The organism is Roseiconus lacunae (assembly GCF_008312935.1).
GTDB classification, from domain to species: Bacteria; Planctomycetota; Planctomycetia; order Pirellulales; family Pirellulaceae; genus Stieleria; species Stieleria lacunae.
Genome location: NZ_VSZO01000001.1, coordinates 1276584 through 1295332 on the forward strand (window position 1 = coordinate 1276584; position 18749 = coordinate 1295332).

The window sequence follows — 18749 nt, forward strand, 5'->3', positions numbered from 1 at the left end:
AGATTTGCAAAAGGGATTCATAGTCCTAAACCAAGTGTGATCAGATGGGTGGGGAATGTTTGATCGTTGATAGATCGGTGTTTATTCAGCGCCGATGATCGCAATTCACTCTCCGGACCAATCCGAGTCCGAGTTAGTAGCCGGGACGCTTCATGCGGTTTCCCTTGTTGATTCAATAGTGCCGCAAGGTTACCGATCAAATTCGCGTGCAGATTTAGCACAGACGCGTCATCGGAATCAGATTCGAAAGTCGGTTGTAGCACTGTGATCGCTTTTTGTAATTGTTGCTCGGCTTCGCGAGGTCGGCCGACCTGTTGTAGGAGCATCGCGAGGTTGCTGAGCGTGATCGCGAAGTGGCAACGGAGCGTCTTAGCTTGGGAAGTCTCGCCAACGGGAAAATTGTTTGGCGGCAAACGATCAATCGCTTTTTCAAACGCTTCGATCGCAGCCTCGAAAGCCTTGATAGCTTCCGCATTCGCCCCGATGCTTCGGTTGATCGTTCCGAGATTGCTGTATCCGATCGCGACGCGGGGAAAACTCTGCTGCGTCAGTGGTAAGGTTCCGCGTAGTTGGGTTGATTGTTGAGCCAAAGTAAGAGCATCATCCGATCGCCCCGCATCGCTCATGATTGCCGCGAGGTTGTTCATCGCATCGGCGAGCGTTCCGACTTGACGTGCAGCAAATGTTCCGGAGGAGAGATTGGCGGCATCGTGAGGAATTGATGCTGGGTTGCGTAATTGATCCATCGAACGATGGATTAATGTGATCGCATCGTCGATGCGATCGAGCCGTTGATAGACGATACCGAAATGATTCAAGGTCATCGCAAGGATGTATTGATTCGCTTCACTCTCGGCGTCTTTGGGAAGTTTGATTTGACGTAAGAGCCGGAGTGCACCAGCATGGTCACCGGCGTTAGAACGCAACATCGCACGTTCGTTGAGAGCCTGATGCAAGTCTGTTTGCCCGCGCTGTGGGGTGGACTGACATAACTGTTCGATTGCAGTTTCATAAGCGAGATCTGCTTTTTGATACTCACCTAGCTTGGTAAGCAACCGGGCGATCTTCCAGTGTGTCATCGCGACTTCGGCGGCAAGCTCCGTATCGGACTGTGACGATTCGATAAACCGTTGGTAGTACCGTAGCGACCGTTCCAGAATCTGATGGCGGATTGCTTCGGAACCGGGAATGCCCTCCAGCTGCTCGGCGATTTCGATTCCCAAGTTGTCGACAGCAGCACGGGCTTGGTCGTAGTTGGTTGCCGCTGACCGTAAAGCCGATTCGGTTCTAAGTTGTTCGCCGCGCAGTATCAAATTGTGGATCAACGAGAGTGACAGTAACGCGATTGTGATCAAACAAATCGCAGTGATCACATTCGAATGACGTCGACTCAATCCACGCATGCGTTCGATGAATGAAGCCGGTGTCGCCACAATCGGCTTGCCAGCGGCAAATCGTTTCAGATCTGCGGACATTTCATCGGCATCGGCATACCGGTCTGATTTGTCCGGTCGCATGGCACGATTGACAATCGTCAGCAAATCACGATTGATAGGAACCGCGTGGCAGGGGCCAGTCGAAGTCTGCTCGATCGGGGGTGGGAATCCAGATTGAAGTTGCCGCAACAGTCGCAAGCCATCGTACTCAGAAAAGATCTGTGATCGTGTGGCGACTTCATAAAGCGTCGCGCCAAGTGAATAAATGTCACTTCTGCGATCGATCGCCTCGCTTCGCCCGCTTGCTTGTTCCGGGCTCATGTACCGCAACGTGCCGACCACATCACCGCTTACTGTCAGGTTGGCCAGGAAGGAAACGCGGGCTAAGCCGAAATCACTGATCCAAACCTTTCCCCATCTGTCGAGCAAAAGATTCGATGGTTTGACGTCGCGATGGATGACTCCCAAGCGATGGGTCGCCGCCAGAGCCGAAGCGACGTCCGCAAACGAGGATGCGATCGCCCGTTGACGATTTTGTTCGTCTTGGTCGGACGGCGGCTGACGATAGGCGCATCCCGGACAATCGAGTGCTGTCCCATCAATCAAACGCATCACATAAAATTGAACTCCGTCGATCTGATCGATATCATAGACGGGGACGATGTTAGGTTCCTCAAGCGAAGCTGCCGCCATAGCCTCACGTTGAAAACGCTGAACACGTGCCGGGTCCGAAGACGAAACCGGTGAGAATACTTTTAACGCGACCGGTCGATTCAGGGTGCGTTGATGGGCGTGGTACACCACACCCATCGCCCCACGGCCAAGTTCTTTGATGATTTCGTAATCACCTAGCAAGTCACCCGGTTGCAAAACACGACGCGGTTTCGGCGCATCGACAGGATCGACTGCCGAATGCAGCAGTGCCAGGCCGTCAAGGCATTCACGCAAGGGACCCGCGTACGTACTATTGGCAGCGATGAACGCTTCAATTTCACTTTCGTCAGTACTTCTTCCCGACTGGACGAATGCTTCGAGAAGCTCGGCGACTCTTCCTTCAAAAGAGAGATCGTCATTGTCCGTCAACTCGGTCGGTTGCGCTTTCATGCGTCGTTGAATTCCGCTTCGTAGTGACTTTTTAAAGCCCGCAAGGCTCGCATCCAAAGTAACCGAATCGCTTGGGGGCTACGTCCCATTTGCATAGCGATTTGTTCGGTTTCCATTCCAACAAAGTTTTTTAACATGACCACGGTTCGGTAATGCTCCGGCAAGCTCGCAACCAGGTCTGCCACTCGCCGCGATTCTTCGTCTGCGATCAAAATTTCGGCAGGATCCGGTGTTCGTCCCGGCAAGATTGACGCAGCCAGAGTACAGCTCGATTCCAATCCGGCCGCGATCGCATCAAGCGAAACTTCCCGCCGCACATCCCGCTTGCCCGCTTCGACATGCCGTTCAAATTCGCGGACGAGGGCGCGTGAGAGTATGATTTTTAGCCAGGCCGATAGCTCGCCGGCCGAACTTCCGCGAAACTTTTCAAAGTCACGTTGAGCTGCCAACATCACCTCTTGGACCACATCAGATGCGCTGACGCGTTGGCCCAATTGTTTTCCTAACTGCGCAGCAGCAAGCAGATACATGTAGTTGCGATAACTTTGCAGCAAACACCCCAGAGCGTCCCCGCCCTGATTTCGAGCCTGCTCGATCGCAGATTCAATCTGTTCAGTCGAAGAGATCGCCACTCAATTTGCCTTGAAGATTGCATAACGGTCACCCCAAGAGTGCGAATTTTGGGGCGAGTGTTTCTGCATCACAGCCGCTTTTTTACAAACAGTCGCCGATTTCCCCTCTGGCGATCAACTCCCCAAACGATAGAGGCTAGCAATGATAGGGGGCCAGTACTTCGTCAACATCCGAAATTAGGATTAGCCGATTGGTGTTAGCCACGGTTTCCGTGCAATAACTGCGTCGAAGGCTAGTTGGCTGATGAGTCGAACCCGAAACAGGAAGTTCTAGATCATCTCGATTTCCGATCGCCTTATCCACACGTCTTGCTCGTTGGCCAAACCGACGCGGACCCAGTCGTCGCGTTCTTCCAAGACAGTCACTTCGACGCCGGCTGGAAGTGGGGTTTTCAATCGCGCCGGTGCGGCAGGGGAGTCGGCTGCCCGAGCGATCACATCCGGGACGACGACGACCGCCGCGCCATCCCGCTGTGGTGACGACACGACACCAATTGCTAGCACCCCGCACCAAACGACCAACAAGATCGTTGGCAACGCCCGACCTACGATTGCCCCCTCGCCGAACACGCCGCGTTGTCTGATCACCAGACCCATCGCGAATCCGACAAACAGCAACGCGGCAATGCCATACCAAGTTTTCTTCGTGGCGCTGGCCGCCCGGTTCCATCGCCAACCCAGCCACATCGTGTCTTCGATAGGGACCGGAACCCAATCGGGCAGCAGTGATCTGGCGTGGAGTAAGTTCTGCCTCGCCTTCTCGTTGCCGGGAGCAATTGCGATCGCCCGACGATAGGCGATGATCGCCGACCCCAGGTTCTCTGCACCTAGCGCAGCGTTTCCGATGTTGATCCAAAGCTCCGCCGTCGGACGCTGCGTCGACGATTCGACAGCCTTCTTGAAGTAGGTTTCGGCGATTTCAAATCGTTCAGTTCTCTGCCCCCGATCGGTCGTTTCCAATGCAAGTTGGTAGTTGTCGATTCCTTGCCGCAGCAATTCTTCCGGTTCGGACGATCGCCCAACAATGGCTGATCCAAAGATGAACAGAATGATTAAAGGCGTACGCATTAGCTTCATCAGGTTGAACGAGTTCTCGGTGCTCGAATGATTGATTGCCGGGAAAAAAATGTCAATCGAGGAGTCGATCCATGCGGTTTCTTACCGCAAAAGTCACGTTGCAGGGACTCTGCCAGCGAAAAATCTTGCCGTCAAACTTGTCCTGATCGAGAGAGATTGGAACTCCGTTTGCAGATTTCTAAACCCAGACCGCCCGCCCTGGTACGACACCTTTTCCACCAGGCCAGCGTTTCAAACCAGCTTCGTCTCAATCAGTACCTCAACCGAGTTGACTTCAAGAAGAAAGCACGAGGCGACTGAAAGGCGAGACGTTTTGGATTCAATCAGACAGATCGATTGGCATCGGATGGTTCGCTCACGCGGTGCGGTTTTCCCCTTCCACCTTTTCAAGGAGACATACATGAAATTTCGAACTCGAATCGCTGCCGTTGGCACCACTGTCGCACTGATGATGCCCGCAGCCCAAGCCCAGAATGTTGGTGGCGCGATCAGTGATGCTGTACAAGATCGGCTCAGCCCGGGTAATACGATCGATTCGCGAGACGCCCTTCGCAATGGCATCCGACGTGCCACCGGTGGCGTGCTCCGTGGCGACAATTTAAATCAAGCCGTACGCGACGGGATCAACGAAACTGCCCGCTCGGTTGAAAACAGAGCGTATACCGATGGGGCAGTTCGCGGTAACGCGGGCGTCTACACCGACAGTCAAGGTTACATCCGTAATCGTGGCGATGTACGCGGTCAATCACGAACGATGTATCAAGCCAACGACGGTCGCTGGTTCTACCTTGATAACAATAATCGAGCAGTTTACAGCGGTTCAGCATCGCAAGGCGGTCAATACGGCAGTGATCACCGCGCCCAGAGCCACGCCCAATACTATGGGCACCAAGGCAACGCGCATGTCGGCTATCAAGGCCATTCAGAACGTGGGCGTCTCGGTGCTGCGATCGAAGAAACCGATCAGGGGGTTCGCGTCACCAGTGTGGTCGAAGGCAGCGCGGCTGCAAAAGCCGGTCTACGGACTGGCGACGTGATCGTCACCGCCGACGGCCAAAAGATTGAATCGCCACAAGCACTGGGACAACGAATCGCGGATGCGGAGAGTGATACCAATATGCAATTGGTTGTCAAACGTGACGGTCGGGAACAAGAGTTGACGGCATCGCTCGGTGCTAAAATGGATAGCCAATCGCGAACCGGTAATGGCAACCGAATGATGCGTGGCAATCGCGACTTGAATAATCGAGTCAATCAGCTGGAGCAGCAGCTCAACAGTTTGCGAACCACCATCGATGACTTGCGTCGTGACATTCAAACGACTGGTAACGAAGCAATCGAGTCAACTCGTCAACGCGGCGAAACGCTTTCGGATAACGTTGAAAACGAAGCTTACGAAGCAGCCAACGAAGTGAACGCTGCCGCTGAGAATGCGACCAGTACCGCGCGCGAAGCTGCTGCGGAAGCTTCGCAAACAACACGGGACGCCGTCCGCTCGACCGAAGCAGCCGCTAACGAAGCTGCGAAGTCGGCGACTGATGCCGCCCGTAATGCAACCGATGCCGCCCGGGAAACGGTGGAATCGGCAGGTAACGGTCTCGGCCTCGAACAGTAAGCCTCGAACAATAATTCGGCGAAAGCAGAAATTAATTTATAGACAGATGTGGCCGACTCGAACGGCCCGATCAAAGTACCCCGGTCACTGGCCGGGGTATTTTTTTTGGTCAGACCACATCGCCTTGATCACACTTTCGGCCACGAGTTGCCCACATGGAAGATCGCCGCCGGTTGTCGCTATACTCAGCATGATCCCAATCACCCCAGCGGAAAGAAATGAGCGACCAGAAGACGATCGAGAGCCTGCGGATGGCGTTGGAAGTCTCGCCCGACAACGTGCCTCTACGCCTGCATCTGGCCGAGATCCTTCTCGGTCTGCGGCAATATGAGGACTCGGAGACGCTGCTGCGAGCAGGACTCGTCAACCGCCCTGACCATGCGGAGTTGAAACTAGCGCTTGCGAATGCGTTTTATCTGCAACAAAAAGACAACGAAGCAATCGTCTTGGTTGAAACGATCGGTAAGCAAGACGCTAAGTATGCCGAAGCGTTATTGCTACAAGCGCGATTACTCGCTCGTGGTGGTGAAACGCGACAAGCGGCCAACGTGTACCGTTCGGCAATTGATGAAGATCCCGATTTAGTTGACGAGGCACTGGGGGAAGAATTAGGTGTCTTTCCTGCCCCGGCGTGGGGAGAGCCATCGGATCCCGAATCACAGCCCTGGCGGCAAGCACAGCCGGCCGGTGATCAGCAATTGACACCTCAATCGACTTTCGAGATCGAACGTCCGACAGTCTCGTTTGATGACGTCGGCGGAATGGATTCGATCAAGGAAGAGATTCGGATGAAGATCATTCATCCGCTCACGCACCCTGAAATTTACAAGGCGTACGGCAAATCGATCGGCGGTGGAATCTTGATGTATGGGCCGCCCGGTTGCGGCAAGACACACCTCGCACGGGCGACGGCAGGGCAGGTCAATGCGAAGTTCATGTCGGTCGGGATTCACCAGATTCTTGATATGTGGATTGGCAACAGTGAAAAGCAACTTCACGCGTTATTCGAACAGGCTCGTAAGAATTCGCCGTGTGTATTGTTTTTCGATGAGGTCGACGCGTTGGGGGCTTCGCGTACCGACATGAAAACAAGCGGTAGTCGTCACCTGATTAATCAGTTCCTCTCCGAACTTGACGGTATCAACGCATCCAACGAAGGCGTATTAATTCTCGCGGCAACGAACGCCCCTTGGCATCTTGATTCCGCCTTTCGTCGTCCCGGCCGTTTTGACAGAGTCTTGTTCGTTCCACCACCGGACCGGCCGGCGCGATCCGGAATCCTGGAAATCATGCTCGCCGGAAAACCGATCGATAAAGTCTCCTACGAAACTTTGGCGAAGAAGGCCGAAGGTTTCAGCGGTGCTGACTTAAAGGCCGTCGTCGACGTTGCGATCGAAGCCAAATTGTCGGAAGCAATGAAGGAAGGTATCCCCAAACCGCTCACGACCAAAGACCTTCAACAAGCGATGTCGAAGGTCAAACCTTCGACGAGCGAGTGGTTTTCGACGGCAAAGAATTATGCCCTCTTTTCGAATCAAGGTGGGGCCTACGACGATATCCTGGATTACCTGAAGCTGCGATAAAAACATGGATCAGTACGACTCGCTAATCAGTCGCGCGCAACTATTGGCCGCCCAAGATCGTTACGATCTTGCCGAAGAAGAATTAGGCAAAGCAATCGCACTCGATCCCGATCATGGTGCCGCTTATTCGATGCTGGCGCATATCAAGTGCGTCCAAGGTCAGAACCGTGAGGCAACGGAACTCGCCAAACGCGGCATCGCGATGGAACCGGACAACGCGTATGCCCATTACACGCTTGCCGCGGTTTACTATGAACGGGATCGGTATGACGAGGCATCAACGGCGGTAGACTCAGCGACGGAGTTGGATCCGACCGACCCCGATTTTCACAGTCTGAAGAGTCTCATCGCGCTCCAGCAATATCGCTGGCAGGACGCACTCGAGTCGGCCGAAATGGGGTTGCAGTTCGATCCCGATCATAAAAGCTGCAATAACTCCCGGGCGATCGCGCTGACACGTCTCGGCCGGCGCGAAGAAGCCGGCGCGACGATCGATTCGGTCTTGGCAAAGAATCCCGAAGACGCGGTCACGCACGCAAACAGCGGGTGGAACAAACTGCATGGGGGCGAGCCCCAACAAGCGGCCGAACACTTTAAAGAGGCGTTGCGTCTCGACCCGAACAATCAATGGGCGAGAAGCGGGATTATCGAATCACTAAAGGCAAAGAACATTGTCTATCGCCAGTTTCTTCGCTACATGCTTTGGGTCTCCCGATTTCCGCCAAAGACGCAGCTTTTCGCCTTCATCGGTGTGATCGTAGTCTTGCAAATTTTGGTACGCATGCCATCGGGAAGCTCGCTGCAAACCCTTGGCAGCTTCCTGGCTCTCGGCTACCTCGCCTTTGTCGGTTCGATGTGGTTGGCAAGTCCGTTATTCGATCTGCTGTTGCGAATGAGTCGCTACGGACGGATGGTTCTCACCGATGAACGAAAAGCCGACACGACCTACCTCGCTCTCGCTCTTGTTGCCGTGGCAATCTTTTTGTCTGGGCCGATCGTTACCCAACTGCGGCAACAAGATGTCATTTACTATGCGATTCTCTTGATGCCCGTCGCCGTGTGTCTGAATACTTCTCGCCGCGCGAAACGCAAGTTGACTGCGATCGCCGTGATTGCGATCTTCGCCGTTGCCAGTGTTTATTGGTATCGATGGTATATCGATACTGGTATTGAAGGACTTGGCTCACTGCGAGAGATGTTGGATTTTGTAAAGGAAGTCGCCTTACGTGATGGAGACGACGCGGTTCCGAGTGGCGACGAAGAAAGTAAGCTACTCCAGATCGCCCAATACTACCGATCCCAGAATCGGCTAAACGACTTTTTCCTTTGGCCAGCCGTCGCGATGACATGGCTCTCGGACTACTTCAATCGGGTTGAAAAATAGGTGGGAATTGACCCGCGACGACTGAAAGAGTGTCAGTTGACTTCGATCAACGCTGTCGTGATCTTGTGGTAACTGCGGCGTAATGGTTGCCAGCGCCGTGCGGCTAACCTTGATCAAAGACGCCAGCTTTCACGGCGTCGTCCCCCATCATCGTCGCGTTCGATGGGGAAATCACCACGGTGCACAGATTACGCGTCGGTCGCGGAACTGATGTTGGCCGGCTTCGTATCGTCGGTGTCGTCTTTCGGGCTTTTGGATTCCCACCGTGCGATCTCGGTGAAGCGTTTCTCGACCTTCGACGTAATCGAGGACAATTCACCGCCACGGTGCATCGCTCGTTCTCCGCATTTTTCTTTTACCCGCTCGTCCAATTCGACTTGGATCGATCGTCCATCTTTGTTGCGATAACCAGACATTAGCAATGATCGGAGAAGTTGGTCGCACCGATCATCCGCGAGTGATTCTTCGCCCAATAAGACGTCACAGCAGTGTGTCGCGAGTGAATCAAGTTGTGCTTCGATTTGTGGATTGGTATTCGTATCGGTAGTCATGATTCGACCTTTTTTCATAGAGGTATTCGCGTGATCAAAAGACAGTGAACCTGTCGATAACGATTCCCGCGTGCGTCGATTGAGAGAGGTCGGTCGCAGTGACACGCCAGACTCTTCAACCCAGCCCGGATCAATGTGCAACACGTGTGCCAGTGCCGCAATCAGAGGACGCTTGGCTGCGTAGGAACTGCTTCTTCCGGCGCTAACCCACGTCGCCTCGAACAGGCTCAGAGACACAATTTCGCCAATCAAATCGAAGTAGGACACAAATGATTGGCCGTTGACCAACCACACCGACTGATTGCCGTTCATGGTCGTTCGTGTTCGCAGCCACCGGCTGTATCAGCTAAAATCCGATGCCGTTCATTGTGATCCGAAGTTAAACCGCCAAGACTTGCCAAAGGCTTCTCAAGATGCGAGCGACTCCTAATCGTCGAACATTTGTCGTTGCCGGAGGGGCGATGGTCACCGGCATTTATGCGACGCTGCCGAACGATCTTCGGGCCGAGATCGCTTCGATCGAAAACAAACGACTGATAGAGCTTGGGCTCAACGCGCTAGCTCGGTCGCCTGATACAAATTACTTCAACGATGGGCATCGCGGTGCCTCAATGATTTCTGCGCACCTGATGTGTGTCAACAATCATTTCGACGAAACGGCGTCTCAGCGAATTGTCGAACTTTTTGATCTCAACTGGGCGTCATCGAAACTTTGCCAGCCGTTTCCGGAAGGTGATCGCGTCGAGGATGCGACCGAGCGAGTGGGCAAGGCGCTCGCCGAAGGAAGCGGCGTACTACGCCAAGTCGGGCACGATGTGATCTTTGCTATGCACGCGATCAAGGCGTTTCGTATGATGCCCGAACTCGCAACCCGAGAACGGGTCGATGGCGTTTGTCGTCTGATCAAGCTCTTCGAACCTTGGCGAGATATCGATCCCGATCCCGACGTCGACCCGCCATCGTTCCAAGACCAAAAAGAAGCGGCGCGCTTCGTGTTAACCGAGGCGAGTCATGCAATTGATCGCTTTGCCGGTCACGGCCAAGGATTCACAGGACACATGTTGACGTTCGGTCAGTCAATCATTGAACTTGCCGCGATGGGGGATCTCGAGTGGGCGGAAAGTTGTCGTACGGCATTTCGCAAGTACGTCACCGTCACACGTCGAGGGCCAGAACCGGATGCTAGAAAGATCAAGGATCACCAGAAAACCGATTTGCGTCCCGAAGATGCCGAATATTGGCAGCGACGTGGTGATCGTTCTTTAGGACTGGGACATGTCTTTAAGTATCCCTACGCGTACTATGATTTACTCGCGCGTGCCGATGATCCGGAGCTCCAACGTGAGCTTGAAGCGAAGGCTTGGCAGCTGTTTTAACGCTTCGTCTTTGGCCAACATTGGCCAACATCCGTTCGTATCATCCTGAATCGTGTTCTCGGATGATCGAACAATATCGATCCTATCGGAACACCGGTGTCGGCCAATCTGGAGGCAGGCGGCACGGCGTAGTGTCTTTAACAGCGTTGTGTCTTTCTCTGATCGTCGGGTTAGCCGCGTGCCATTTATCGCGGATATTCGTCAGGACGTAAGACGGGTTTTCTGTAGAAACTCTCTTTAGAAACCGCGGTTAACACCCATCGACTAAAACTCCGAATCCAAGCAAGCGGTCCAGGCAGAGCATCTATAGCGGGACGCGTTCTTCATCATGTTTGCATCCCAATTCCGATGCTAGCATGTTTGGTCTGCGGTTTTCGAACTGGTGCTGAAGCGCATTCACGCCACAAAAATGCTGTTCGATTCATCGCGTTGCCTCGGAATTCACTTGTGCACGGCCGCGCTGTCCTTAACGATAGAGTGACGTAGTGACTTAGCTTGAGTTGGGGGCACACTCTGTTGTTTGAACCTCGTGTTTTGTCAACACTTGAAATCGGGATCAGCCGCTCGGCGTGAGCCACGGCTTCTGAGCAACAATTGGTGCTAGTGCCCGTCGACTGAAGACTTGCATCCATAATTTCAAATGGAACAAGCACAGTGTGGCGTTCTTTGCGAAAGTCTTGCCAGCCCTGTCTTACCGAGCCCTGGTTTGAGCCGCTACACGTTCACTTTTCCCGTATGGTGTCTTTGGAGAACCTCGGATCAATGAAGTCTTTTAAACTTCTCTCGTCGTTAGTGTGTATCATGCTTGGTTTGTTTTTCGCGGTCGGCTGCGAAGGGGACTCGGAAGCCCAAGGTCCGGAGTTGGGAGAGATCGAGCAGTACTTGAACGATCACCCTGAGGAACGCGAAGACAATCCCGATGACTTCGAAGATGAGCAAGACGAACTTTCGGCGGGAAGCGAATAGACGAACTCAATCTAAATCGTTCTGCCCTCGCGGCGTTATTCTTTTGCTCTTTTCTGGAGGTAGCGTTGATGAACCAACGTTCGTCTCGTCATGGCTTCACACTTGTGGAGCTTCTTGTCGTGATTGCCATCATCGGCATTTTAGTGGGCCTGCTGTTACCGGCCGTGCAAGCTGCTCGTGAAGCCGCACGGCGGATGAGTTGTAGCAACAACTTCAAACAGATCGGCCTTGCGATCCACAACTACCATTCGACCTATAAAATGTTGCCTGCCAACCGCGGTGGGACTGCCCGGGTCCATGGCTCGAACAATCCACAGTCGCGAGAGCCGCGGACGATTGGCGGTTCGTACGGTGGAAACAATCTGCACAATCTCAGTGCCCAAGTTCAGCTCTGCCCGTTCTTCGAACAGCAAGGCTTGTGGGATCAAATTAGCAATCCGTTCCGCGTCCGCGAACCGGCGTCGGCAGCGGGGCAGTACGAGTTTAGTGCGATGGGGCCTAACGCTGACATGTCGCTCGCCCAACATGGTCAGTACCAATACGATCCATGGCTGACCGAGATTCCTATGCTTCGGTGTCCGAGTGACCCCGGACAGGGATTGCCGGCACAATCGCGTGTCAACTATGGCGTCTGCCTTGGCGATGCGCTGCAGTTTCAAAACACCGGTGGTCGGAACCAGGACGGAAGTTTCAATAACACCGCCCACCCACGAGCTAAGTCAACGTGCCGCGGAATGTTCTTCCCACGCATTTACACACGGTTCCGCGATGTCCTGGACGGACTCTCGAACACCGTCATGGCGGGCGAAATGAACACGCACCTCGGTGATCGCCATGTGACCACTCAATCGGTCGACGAAGGCGGCTTGGGAAGGGTGATGACCAACCCATCGGTTTGTATCGAAGACGTCGATCCGGAGCGGCCACGATTCTGGGATCCCGACACGGCAACGCTGACCGGCGGCAACCAAGGTCAACGCGGTTTCAAATGGTCCAGCGGATACTGCGTGCATACCGGGATCACGACCATTTTGCCACCGAACAGTCCTGTCTGCAGCAGTGGTCCAGGGACGTGGCGACCTGGGATCTACAGTCCAAGCAGCCGTCACCAAGGCGGCGCCCACATTCTGATGGGCGACGGCGCGGTCACGTTCATCACCGATTCAATCGAAGCCGGTGACAAGACGGCGGGAATGGTGGTTTGGAACGGGACCGCCGACCGAGCCCCGGGGATGCCCAGTCCCTACGGCTTGTGGGGCGCCCTCGGAACGCGTGCCAATCGCGAAATCATCGACGAACCCTTAAATCAGTGAACCCGCGAATCGGTCAACGTTTGGGAGCGTAGTAAGTCGAGGCAGACAGGTCACGATCGAGGAACAACGTTGCCGCCGTTTAGGAGGTGTACTTTGTTCCTCGATAGACCATGGTGCCGCTTTCCTGTGCGGCCTTTCGTGTGACCGCGGGCAAGTCCTCTTTGTGAGACAAAACGATCAATCGATCGCCGGCCGAAACGACGTCGGAGTGCTTTGGGTTGCGAAGTACTTCGCCGTGATCGCGACACAGGGCAACGACCACGTTGCCCCCATCACCGGTCAATTCGATGTCCTTGATCGTCGCACCGGCCAACGCTGATTTGGCGTTGATCGGGATCTCTAGCATGCCCAGCCCGAACGCTTCGAGGTCTTGATTCATCCTTGCGAATGCTCCCGCGTCGCCGACCAACGTTTCAACGCTAGGGCAAGAAATCAAGTTGGCGATCTTTGTCGCGCCAATCATCGTCGGTAAGACCACTCGGTCGGCACCGCTACGCAGCAGTTTTCGTTCGGTCGCGACTGATTCACCCCGGGCAATGATTTGAATCGATTCATTTAGGTCGCGCGCAGTTAACGTCACAAAAACGTTTTGGGCGTCCCCATTGAGAACCGTCGCCAAGACAGAAGCACGCTCAATCCCGGCTCGCTTAAGAACGACTTCATCCGTCGCATCACCGACGACGACGAACACACCGTCCCGTTCAGCCTCGGCGAGTCGATCGGCATCGCGATCGACCACCACCATTGGAATACCCGACGTGCGAAGTTCGGTGACCAACGTTTGTCCCACTCGACCATAGCCACAGATGATCGCGTGCTGACTGGTTTGTTCAATTCCACGACTCATACGGCGAGCCCCCAAGGCACGTTGGATTTCACCTTCGGCGATCATTTGTACGAATCCGCCGAGCACATAGATTCCGGAGCTGCATCCGGTGACCACGACCAACAAGGTAAACACCTTCAACCCAGGGTCGACGATCGGGCGAACCTCTCCGTAACCGACCCCAAAGATCGTGATCGCCACCATATAGACGGCGTCCAATACGCTCCAGCCGGCAAGCGTGTAGCCGATGACAGCGCTCACCGATGTCCCGACCAGGACGAACATGCCCAGACGCATCTTGTGAATCGAACTCGATCCTGACATTCGGTGGTCACCCTTGCGATAACAAAAACCGGGTACCGCTGCAGCCTGACAAGCGACGAAACCGCTGTCAACAAAATCGTTCTGCAAGGTCAACCGCCGAGTCATTAACGGACCCTTACGGCGGTTCGGACTGAGCAACGCAGCCGCTGAGCGAATCGGTTTGTTCCTTACGTCTGATCTTCGAGTTCATCGCGAAGTTGATCGGCGCGTTCGAGCCGTCGGGTACGCAGGTCATGCGGTGTGATTTCCTGCGTATAACGCACCGCCATCGCGACCAGTTTGGCGTGATCGATGGGTTTGGAAAGATAGTCATCGCAGCCACCATTGAGGCAACGCTGACGATCGCCTTTCATCGCATCGGCGGTGAGCGCGATGATCGGCCATTCGACGCCCATCGAACGAAGTTGTGCGGTGGCTTCGAGTCCATCGACGTTGGGCATCTGCATGTCCATGACGATCAAGTCGAATGCTTCGCCACGACCGACGGCATCGCCGACGATCCGTATTGCTTCGCCACCGTCCTCCGCCGTCGTCACATCCGCGCCCGCTTTTTCCAAAAAGTGTTGACTGATGTGGCGTATATCGCGCCGATCATCGACGACCAAAATCTTTGCCGATAAAGGTGGCAACTTCTTTGGAGCGATCACCTCCGGTTCGGTGCGGACGATCAAGCTAGGTCGAATTAACTCTAATTCGTCTTCCGCCTCTAGCGGTAATCGCACATAAAACGTCGATCCCGCTCCAATCTCGCTCTCGAGGTCCAGTTCACCCTGCATCATGTCGACCAGCCGGTGGCTGATCGCCAAGCCGAGTCCGCTACCGCCAAACTTTCGTCGGACCGACGTATCGCCCTGAGAAAAAGGCTTGAAGAGCCGTTCGATTTGTTCGTCGGTCATTCCAATCCCGGTGTCTTCGACGGCGAACTCAAGCTGCGGTGTTTCATCTTTAACAAACTTTACTTTCAAGATTACTCGACCTTCTTCGGTAAACTTGATCGCGTTGCCAATCAAATTGATCAGGACCTGGCGCAGTCGCTTCGGATCGGCATTGATGCACTTGGGAATCATCCCGTCAAAGTGGATGTCGAAGTCGACGCCCTTTTCCTCGGCACGTACCTGCATCAGAGATTGGATGTCGGCGACAAGTTCCGGTAACGCACAATCCTCGGGATCGATATCTAACTTACCGGCTTCGATTCTGGATAGATCGAGAATGTCGTTGATCAGTTCCAATAAGTATTCGCCGTTACGTTTCATGATCAGCACGCAATTGCGGTTATCGGGGTCATGCAAGTGACCAAGCAAGACATCGGCATAGCCCAAAATAGCTGACATCGGCGTGCGAATTTCGTGACTCATGTTGGCCAGGAATTCGCTCTTACTACGGCTAGCCGCTTGAGCCGCTTTTTCGCTTTTCTTTAAACGCCTTTCTTGCGCCTTCCGCTCGGTGATGTCTTGAATGATCGCACTGACCGCCGACACCGAACCTTCACTGATATCTTGCTCGCTTTCCGGGGTCAGCCAAAGCGGGTAGAAACTTGCCAACCAAGTGTGTCGCTGAGGTCCGGCGGAAGTTGTCCCGACGACTTCGATTCCAACTGTTTCTTGCCCTGACTGAAACACCTGCTCGTAGATCGGTGTGAGTTGCTTTGTCAATGTCGGGATGACTTCGTGGATCGATCGACCGATATGATCTTCGATCGGTAATCCGTGAATTTCCGCGAGTGATTCGTTGACGCGTTTGAAGCGAAGATCGGAATCGACCAAGGACATTCCTACCGGTGCCGCCTGATAAATCAGTTCAAGTTCCCGCTTTTGCCGTTCAAGTTCACTTCGAATGATGCCCAAATTCGTTTCGGCGCGGTACTGATCCTCGACGTCACTGATCGTGCCGACCCATTCACGGGTGCTGCCATCTGCATTTTTGACCGGGACCGCTTCGACGACGAACCGGCGAAAGGATTGACTTTCGCGATGCCAAATCCTGCCAGTGGTCTGATACAGCTTGCCTTCTATGACCGCCTCTTTCCATCCACGGATCAACTCGGCACGGTCGTCTTCATGGATCGCCTCTGACCACCCCATACCTTGGTGCTCCGCCCACGTTTGCCCCGTGTAACGTTCCCAAGAAATCTGTGGGATCAGAAATTGGCCTTCCGAATTTGTCGTCCAAACAATGCTGCGAGTGCTGCGAAGAATCGCGTCGTGTCGGTCCTTGGCTTCGCGTAGGCGTCGTTCTGTCTCTTCGCGATGGACAATCTCCTCTTTCAGTTGCTCCACGGTGGTCGAAATCGATGGTAATGACATCAGTTGCGGCATGTGCCTGATCAAAACGATCACCGTCACCCAAGAGACAACCGCCATGATCACTTTCACCAACCCTGACACTCGGTAGATGGGGTGCCAGAAGATGATCGCCTCAATCGCGTGAACCGTCCCGCATGCCAAGATGAACGATGCGAACAGCCAAAACAACTTCGGATACGGAAAGTCACGACGCTTGCGGGCAAAGATGATCAGTGCGATCGGAATCGCAAAGTAGGCACCAAATGTTGCCGCATCAGAAACGATGTGAAGCCAACCTAAAAAGTCAGACCAATTTCCGCAGTACCAACGCGCCGGAAAGTCATCGGTGTTGAGAAGCTTCTGGAAGAATTCGGACATTGCCTTCATTCAGCGGCGTTACGCCAGTCATCCCGTAAGGGACGGTTGTTTGGTGACGGATCATTGACGGCTGGGCTCGCCAGCTAATGAACTTCCGCCGGCTTCTGGCGAAAGTTGTGACCCGCCCGCCAACGCTGGAGGATCGAGACATCACTTGCAGGCTGACGAGAAACCGTCGACGTCCAACTTTGGTATAGAAGAACCGATTCGAAAATTGTCTGGTCAACGCTAGCATCGGGCCAACATCGAAAACACGTGCAATGTGACCGTCGGCGTCAGCATTCAAGCTCGAATGATTCAACTTTTGAACGCTTCTAAGTCTAACTGAGAATCTTGTACTCGCTAGCGCCTGAGGCCTTCGATTCAAGCGATCAATTTAGCGTGCGAATTCGGTGTCACCGGTGATTCGATGCAAAGTTTGGGCAGCAGAAAGCATTTACGAGCGGGACGAGTCATCCGCGAGCTTCCGCTCCAATTGTAAGGGCATAGCGACGTGTCGCTTGATCCCTCGGATCGTGAGGGTGTCACCCCTTCGCGAACCCCCGACTAGAACTCACTTGACAACAAACTCGCTTTGCCAGCAGATTGACCGGATGATCGCCAACCATTGCTTCTAACTTAATCGCCGGAATGTTGGAGAAATTCACTTCAATCAGCGGACTGATTCATTGCGGTGATGACTGGCGTTCGGGGGCCCGGGTTAGAATCGAAGTTAACATTGTGTAGAGCCTTGCCCGTCGATATCCGCCGCCTTGGCGTTCGTATTCACGAACGAGCAGCTGAGCTTTTTTCGCCGTCCATTCGCCTTTCGGCCCCCCGGTATCGCTGTGAAGCAACTGGTAGCGGAGTCTTTGTCGAAGTTCAGGCTTAGTGTATCGATTCTTATCCATCGGTTTCATCTCATCGCACCATCCAATTGGGCGGCTCTACTGGGTTCCTCCAAGATTATCACGCAAGAGGACATCATCTTCGTTTGAGGGCTATCTTGCATCCTTTATGCCAATGTCCGAACGGCAACAGAAACGTGGCTGATGATGCGGTTTTTTCCCGCAATACAGGACGATCGAGGGTGATCTTGGTGCACGACGCGCGTTTGCTGACCAGCGGTTTAGTGATTGTGACGATCGACAGGATTCGATAAGAAATTGTCATGATCGCAAGCTTTCGTCGCATCGATCACGCCACAATGCAGTTTGCCGATTCATTCACTTGCCCTGAAACGTACGATGTCAACGCCCGATTTACGTCAAGCCCTTCGCAGCGAAACGGCGGCTTCCCACAGACAGCTTGATCAGCGCATGGGCGACCTGGACCTATTCGGATCACCACAGCATTACGCCGCCTACTTAGCTCTGATGCATTCATTGCACTTGGCAATGGCTGATTCGATCAACTGTGTGGCGAATCACTTAAACCTGTCAAGCAACGAGGTGTTGATCCGCTCGCTGGAGCAAGATCTGGACTCAACCGGGCACGCATCGCTGCGAAACCAGTCAGCGAATACAACGCAACAAAACGGTAGCGATACGGTCCGCGAGCGTCGCTCGCCCAGTGCGGAGCAGTGGGGCACGGCTTACGTCATCGAAGGTTCTTCGATGGGGGGCGTGTTTCTTTATCGGCAAGCCCAGCAAAAACTGGATCCTTACCTCGGCAGCGAGTTCTTACGTCAACTCTCGGGTCATGCGGCAGACCGCTGGCCACGATTCATCGAGGGGCTTCGCGCCACCGACATTGATTCCGATCGAGCCATCACATCGGCGAAGGCAACGTTTCGGCAAGCGGAAATTATTTTGGAACAACTGTTACTTCGGCTGAACCGTTCAGAAGATGAAGAAAGAACTCACGGGAGTTCGAACCTCTCCGATCTGGGCGGTCAGCATTAGCCGCGGGCCCGCATAC

14 protein-coding genes are annotated in these 18749 nt (G+C 54.0%); 7 read left to right on the forward strand and 7 right to left on the reverse strand.

The window, feature by feature from the left end:
* Positions 1-17: 17 nt before the first annotated feature.
* The 3 genes from FYC48_RS04880 to FYC48_RS04890 form a co-directional block, all read right to left on the reverse strand.
* Positions 18-2540 (reverse strand): serine/threonine-protein kinase, encoded by a 2523-nt coding sequence (locus FYC48_RS04880; RefSeq protein ID WP_149495482.1) that lies wholly within the window; start codon positions 2538-2540, stop codon positions 18-20.
* Positions 2537-3172 carry a sigma-70 family RNA polymerase sigma factor gene (locus tag FYC48_RS04885; protein ID WP_149495483.1) on the reverse strand — a complete coding sequence of 212 codons (636 nt, stop codon included), beginning with the start codon at positions 3170-3172 and terminating at the stop codon, positions 2537-2539. Before FYC48_RS04885 ends, FYC48_RS04880 begins: the two co-directional genes overlap by 4 nt.
* A 270-nt stretch (positions 3173-3442) precedes the next feature.
* A complete protein-coding gene (locus FYC48_RS04890; RefSeq protein WP_160149322.1) occupies positions 3443-4240 on the reverse strand; it encodes an SH3 domain-containing protein in 798 nt (265 codons plus the stop codon).
* A 409-nt stretch (positions 4241-4649) separates the two neighbouring features.
* Here FYC48_RS04890 and FYC48_RS04895 point away from each other — a divergent pair, with 409 nt between their 5' ends.
* The 3 genes from FYC48_RS04895 to FYC48_RS04905 all read left to right on the forward strand — a co-directional run bounded on the left by FYC48_RS04895 (position 4650) and on the right by FYC48_RS04905 (position 8831).
* Positions 4650-5864 (forward strand): PDZ domain-containing protein, encoded by a 1215-nt coding sequence (locus tag FYC48_RS04895; protein WP_160149323.1) that lies wholly within the window; start codon positions 4650-4652, stop codon positions 5862-5864.
* A gap of 218 nt (positions 5865-6082) precedes the next feature.
* Entirely contained in the window at positions 6083-7447 is a 1365-nt protein-coding gene (locus FYC48_RS04900; RefSeq protein WP_149495486.1) for an AAA family ATPase, read from the forward strand.
* Between the two features lie 4 nt (positions 7448-7451).
* Positions 7452-8831, forward strand: coding sequence for a tetratricopeptide repeat protein (locus FYC48_RS04905; protein ID WP_149495487.1), 1380 nt, complete (start codon positions 7452-7454; stop codon positions 8829-8831).
* A gap of 188 nt (positions 8832-9019) precedes the next feature.
* Here FYC48_RS04905 and FYC48_RS28310 read toward each other — a convergent pair whose 3' ends face one another.
* Positions 9020-9694: a hypothetical protein gene (locus FYC48_RS28310; protein WP_235034068.1), complete on the reverse strand. Its 675-nt coding sequence runs from the start codon at positions 9692-9694 to the stop codon at positions 9020-9022.
* Between the two features lie 101 nt (positions 9695-9795).
* On the opposite strand from FYC48_RS28310, the gene FYC48_RS04915 reads away from it, so the two are divergent.
* The 3 genes from FYC48_RS04915 to FYC48_RS04925 all read left to right on the forward strand — a co-directional run bounded on the left by FYC48_RS04915 (position 9796) and on the right by FYC48_RS04925 (position 13037).
* The gene (locus FYC48_RS04915; RefSeq protein WP_149495488.1) at positions 9796-10758 is read left to right on the forward strand and encodes a hypothetical protein; all 963 of its coding nucleotides are present in this window, start codon (positions 9796-9798) and stop codon (positions 10756-10758) included.
* An 801-nt stretch (positions 10759-11559) separates the two neighbouring features.
* The gene (locus FYC48_RS04920; RefSeq protein ID WP_160149324.1) at positions 11560-11724 is read left to right on the forward strand and encodes a hypothetical protein; all 165 of its coding nucleotides are present in this window, start codon (positions 11560-11562) and stop codon (positions 11722-11724) included.
* Between the two features lie 68 nt (positions 11725-11792).
* Positions 11793-13037, forward strand: coding sequence for a DUF1559 domain-containing protein (locus FYC48_RS04925; protein WP_149495490.1), 1245 nt, complete (start codon positions 11793-11795; stop codon positions 13035-13037).
* Between the two features lie 79 nt (positions 13038-13116).
* Here the strand turns inward: FYC48_RS04925 and FYC48_RS04930 are convergent, their stop codons facing one another.
* The 3 genes from FYC48_RS04930 to FYC48_RS04940 form a co-directional block, all read right to left on the reverse strand.
* Positions 13117-14187, reverse strand: a complete 1071-nt coding sequence (locus FYC48_RS04930) for a potassium channel family protein (RefSeq protein ID WP_160149325.1) — start codon at positions 14185-14187, stop codon at positions 13117-13119.
* Positions 14188-14354: 167 nt separating this feature from the next.
* Complete coding sequence (locus FYC48_RS04935; RefSeq protein WP_149495492.1) at positions 14355-16850, reverse strand: ATP-binding protein; 2496 nt, start codon at positions 16848-16850, stop codon at positions 14355-14357.
* A gap of 665 nt (positions 16851-17515) precedes the next feature.
* Positions 17516-17740, reverse strand: a complete 225-nt coding sequence (locus tag FYC48_RS04940) for a hypothetical protein (protein ID WP_149495493.1) — start codon at positions 17738-17740, stop codon at positions 17516-17518.
* Positions 17741-18076: 336 nt separating this feature from the next.
* Between FYC48_RS04940 and FYC48_RS04945 the strand changes: the two genes are divergently transcribed.
* Positions 18077-18733, forward strand: a complete 657-nt coding sequence (locus FYC48_RS04945) for a biliverdin-producing heme oxygenase (RefSeq protein ID WP_149495494.1) — start codon at positions 18077-18079, stop codon at positions 18731-18733.
* Positions 18734-18749 lie beyond the last annotated feature (16 nt).

Bases quoted from the DNA above. Each gene is read 5' to 3' on its own strand.
- FYC48_RS04880 (WP_149495482.1), bottom strand. From the start codon at position 2,540: ATGAAAGCGCAACCGACCGAGTTGACGGACAATGACGATCTCTCTTTT.
- FYC48_RS04890 (WP_160149322.1), bottom strand. From the start codon at position 4,240: ATGCGTACGCCTTTAATCATTCTGTTCATCTTTGGATCAGCCATTGTT.
- FYC48_RS04895 (WP_160149323.1), top strand. From the start codon at position 4,650: ATGAAATTTCGAACTCGAATCGCTGCCGTTGGCACCACTGTCGCACTG.
- FYC48_RS04900 (WP_149495486.1), top strand. From the start codon at position 6,083: ATGAGCGACCAGAAGACGATCGAGAGCCTGCGGATGGCGTTGGAAGTC.
- FYC48_RS04905 (WP_149495487.1), top strand. From the start codon at position 7,452: ATGGATCAGTACGACTCGCTAATCAGTCGCGCGCAACTATTGGCCGCC.
- FYC48_RS28310 (WP_235034068.1), bottom strand. From the start codon at position 9,694: ATGAACGGCAATCAGTCGGTGTGGTTGGTCAACGGCCAATCATTTGTG.
- FYC48_RS04915 (WP_149495488.1), top strand. From the start codon at position 9,796: ATGCGAGCGACTCCTAATCGTCGAACATTTGTCGTTGCCGGAGGGGCG.
- FYC48_RS04920 (WP_160149324.1), top strand. From the start codon at position 11,560: ATGCTTGGTTTGTTTTTCGCGGTCGGCTGCGAAGGGGACTCGGAAGCC.
- FYC48_RS04925 (WP_149495490.1), top strand. From the start codon at position 11,793: ATGAACCAACGTTCGTCTCGTCATGGCTTCACACTTGTGGAGCTTCTT.
- FYC48_RS04930 (WP_160149325.1), bottom strand. From the start codon at position 14,187: ATGTCAGGATCGAGTTCGATTCACAAGATGCGTCTGGGCATGTTCGTC.
- FYC48_RS04935 (WP_149495492.1), bottom strand. From the start codon at position 16,850: ATGTCCGAATTCTTCCAGAAGCTTCTCAACACCGATGACTTTCCGGCG.
- FYC48_RS04940 (WP_149495493.1), bottom strand. From the start codon at position 17,740: ATGGATAAGAATCGATACACTAAGCCTGAACTTCGACAAAGACTCCGC.
- FYC48_RS04945 (WP_149495494.1), top strand. From the start codon at position 18,077: ATGTCAACGCCCGATTTACGTCAAGCCCTTCGCAGCGAAACGGCGGCT.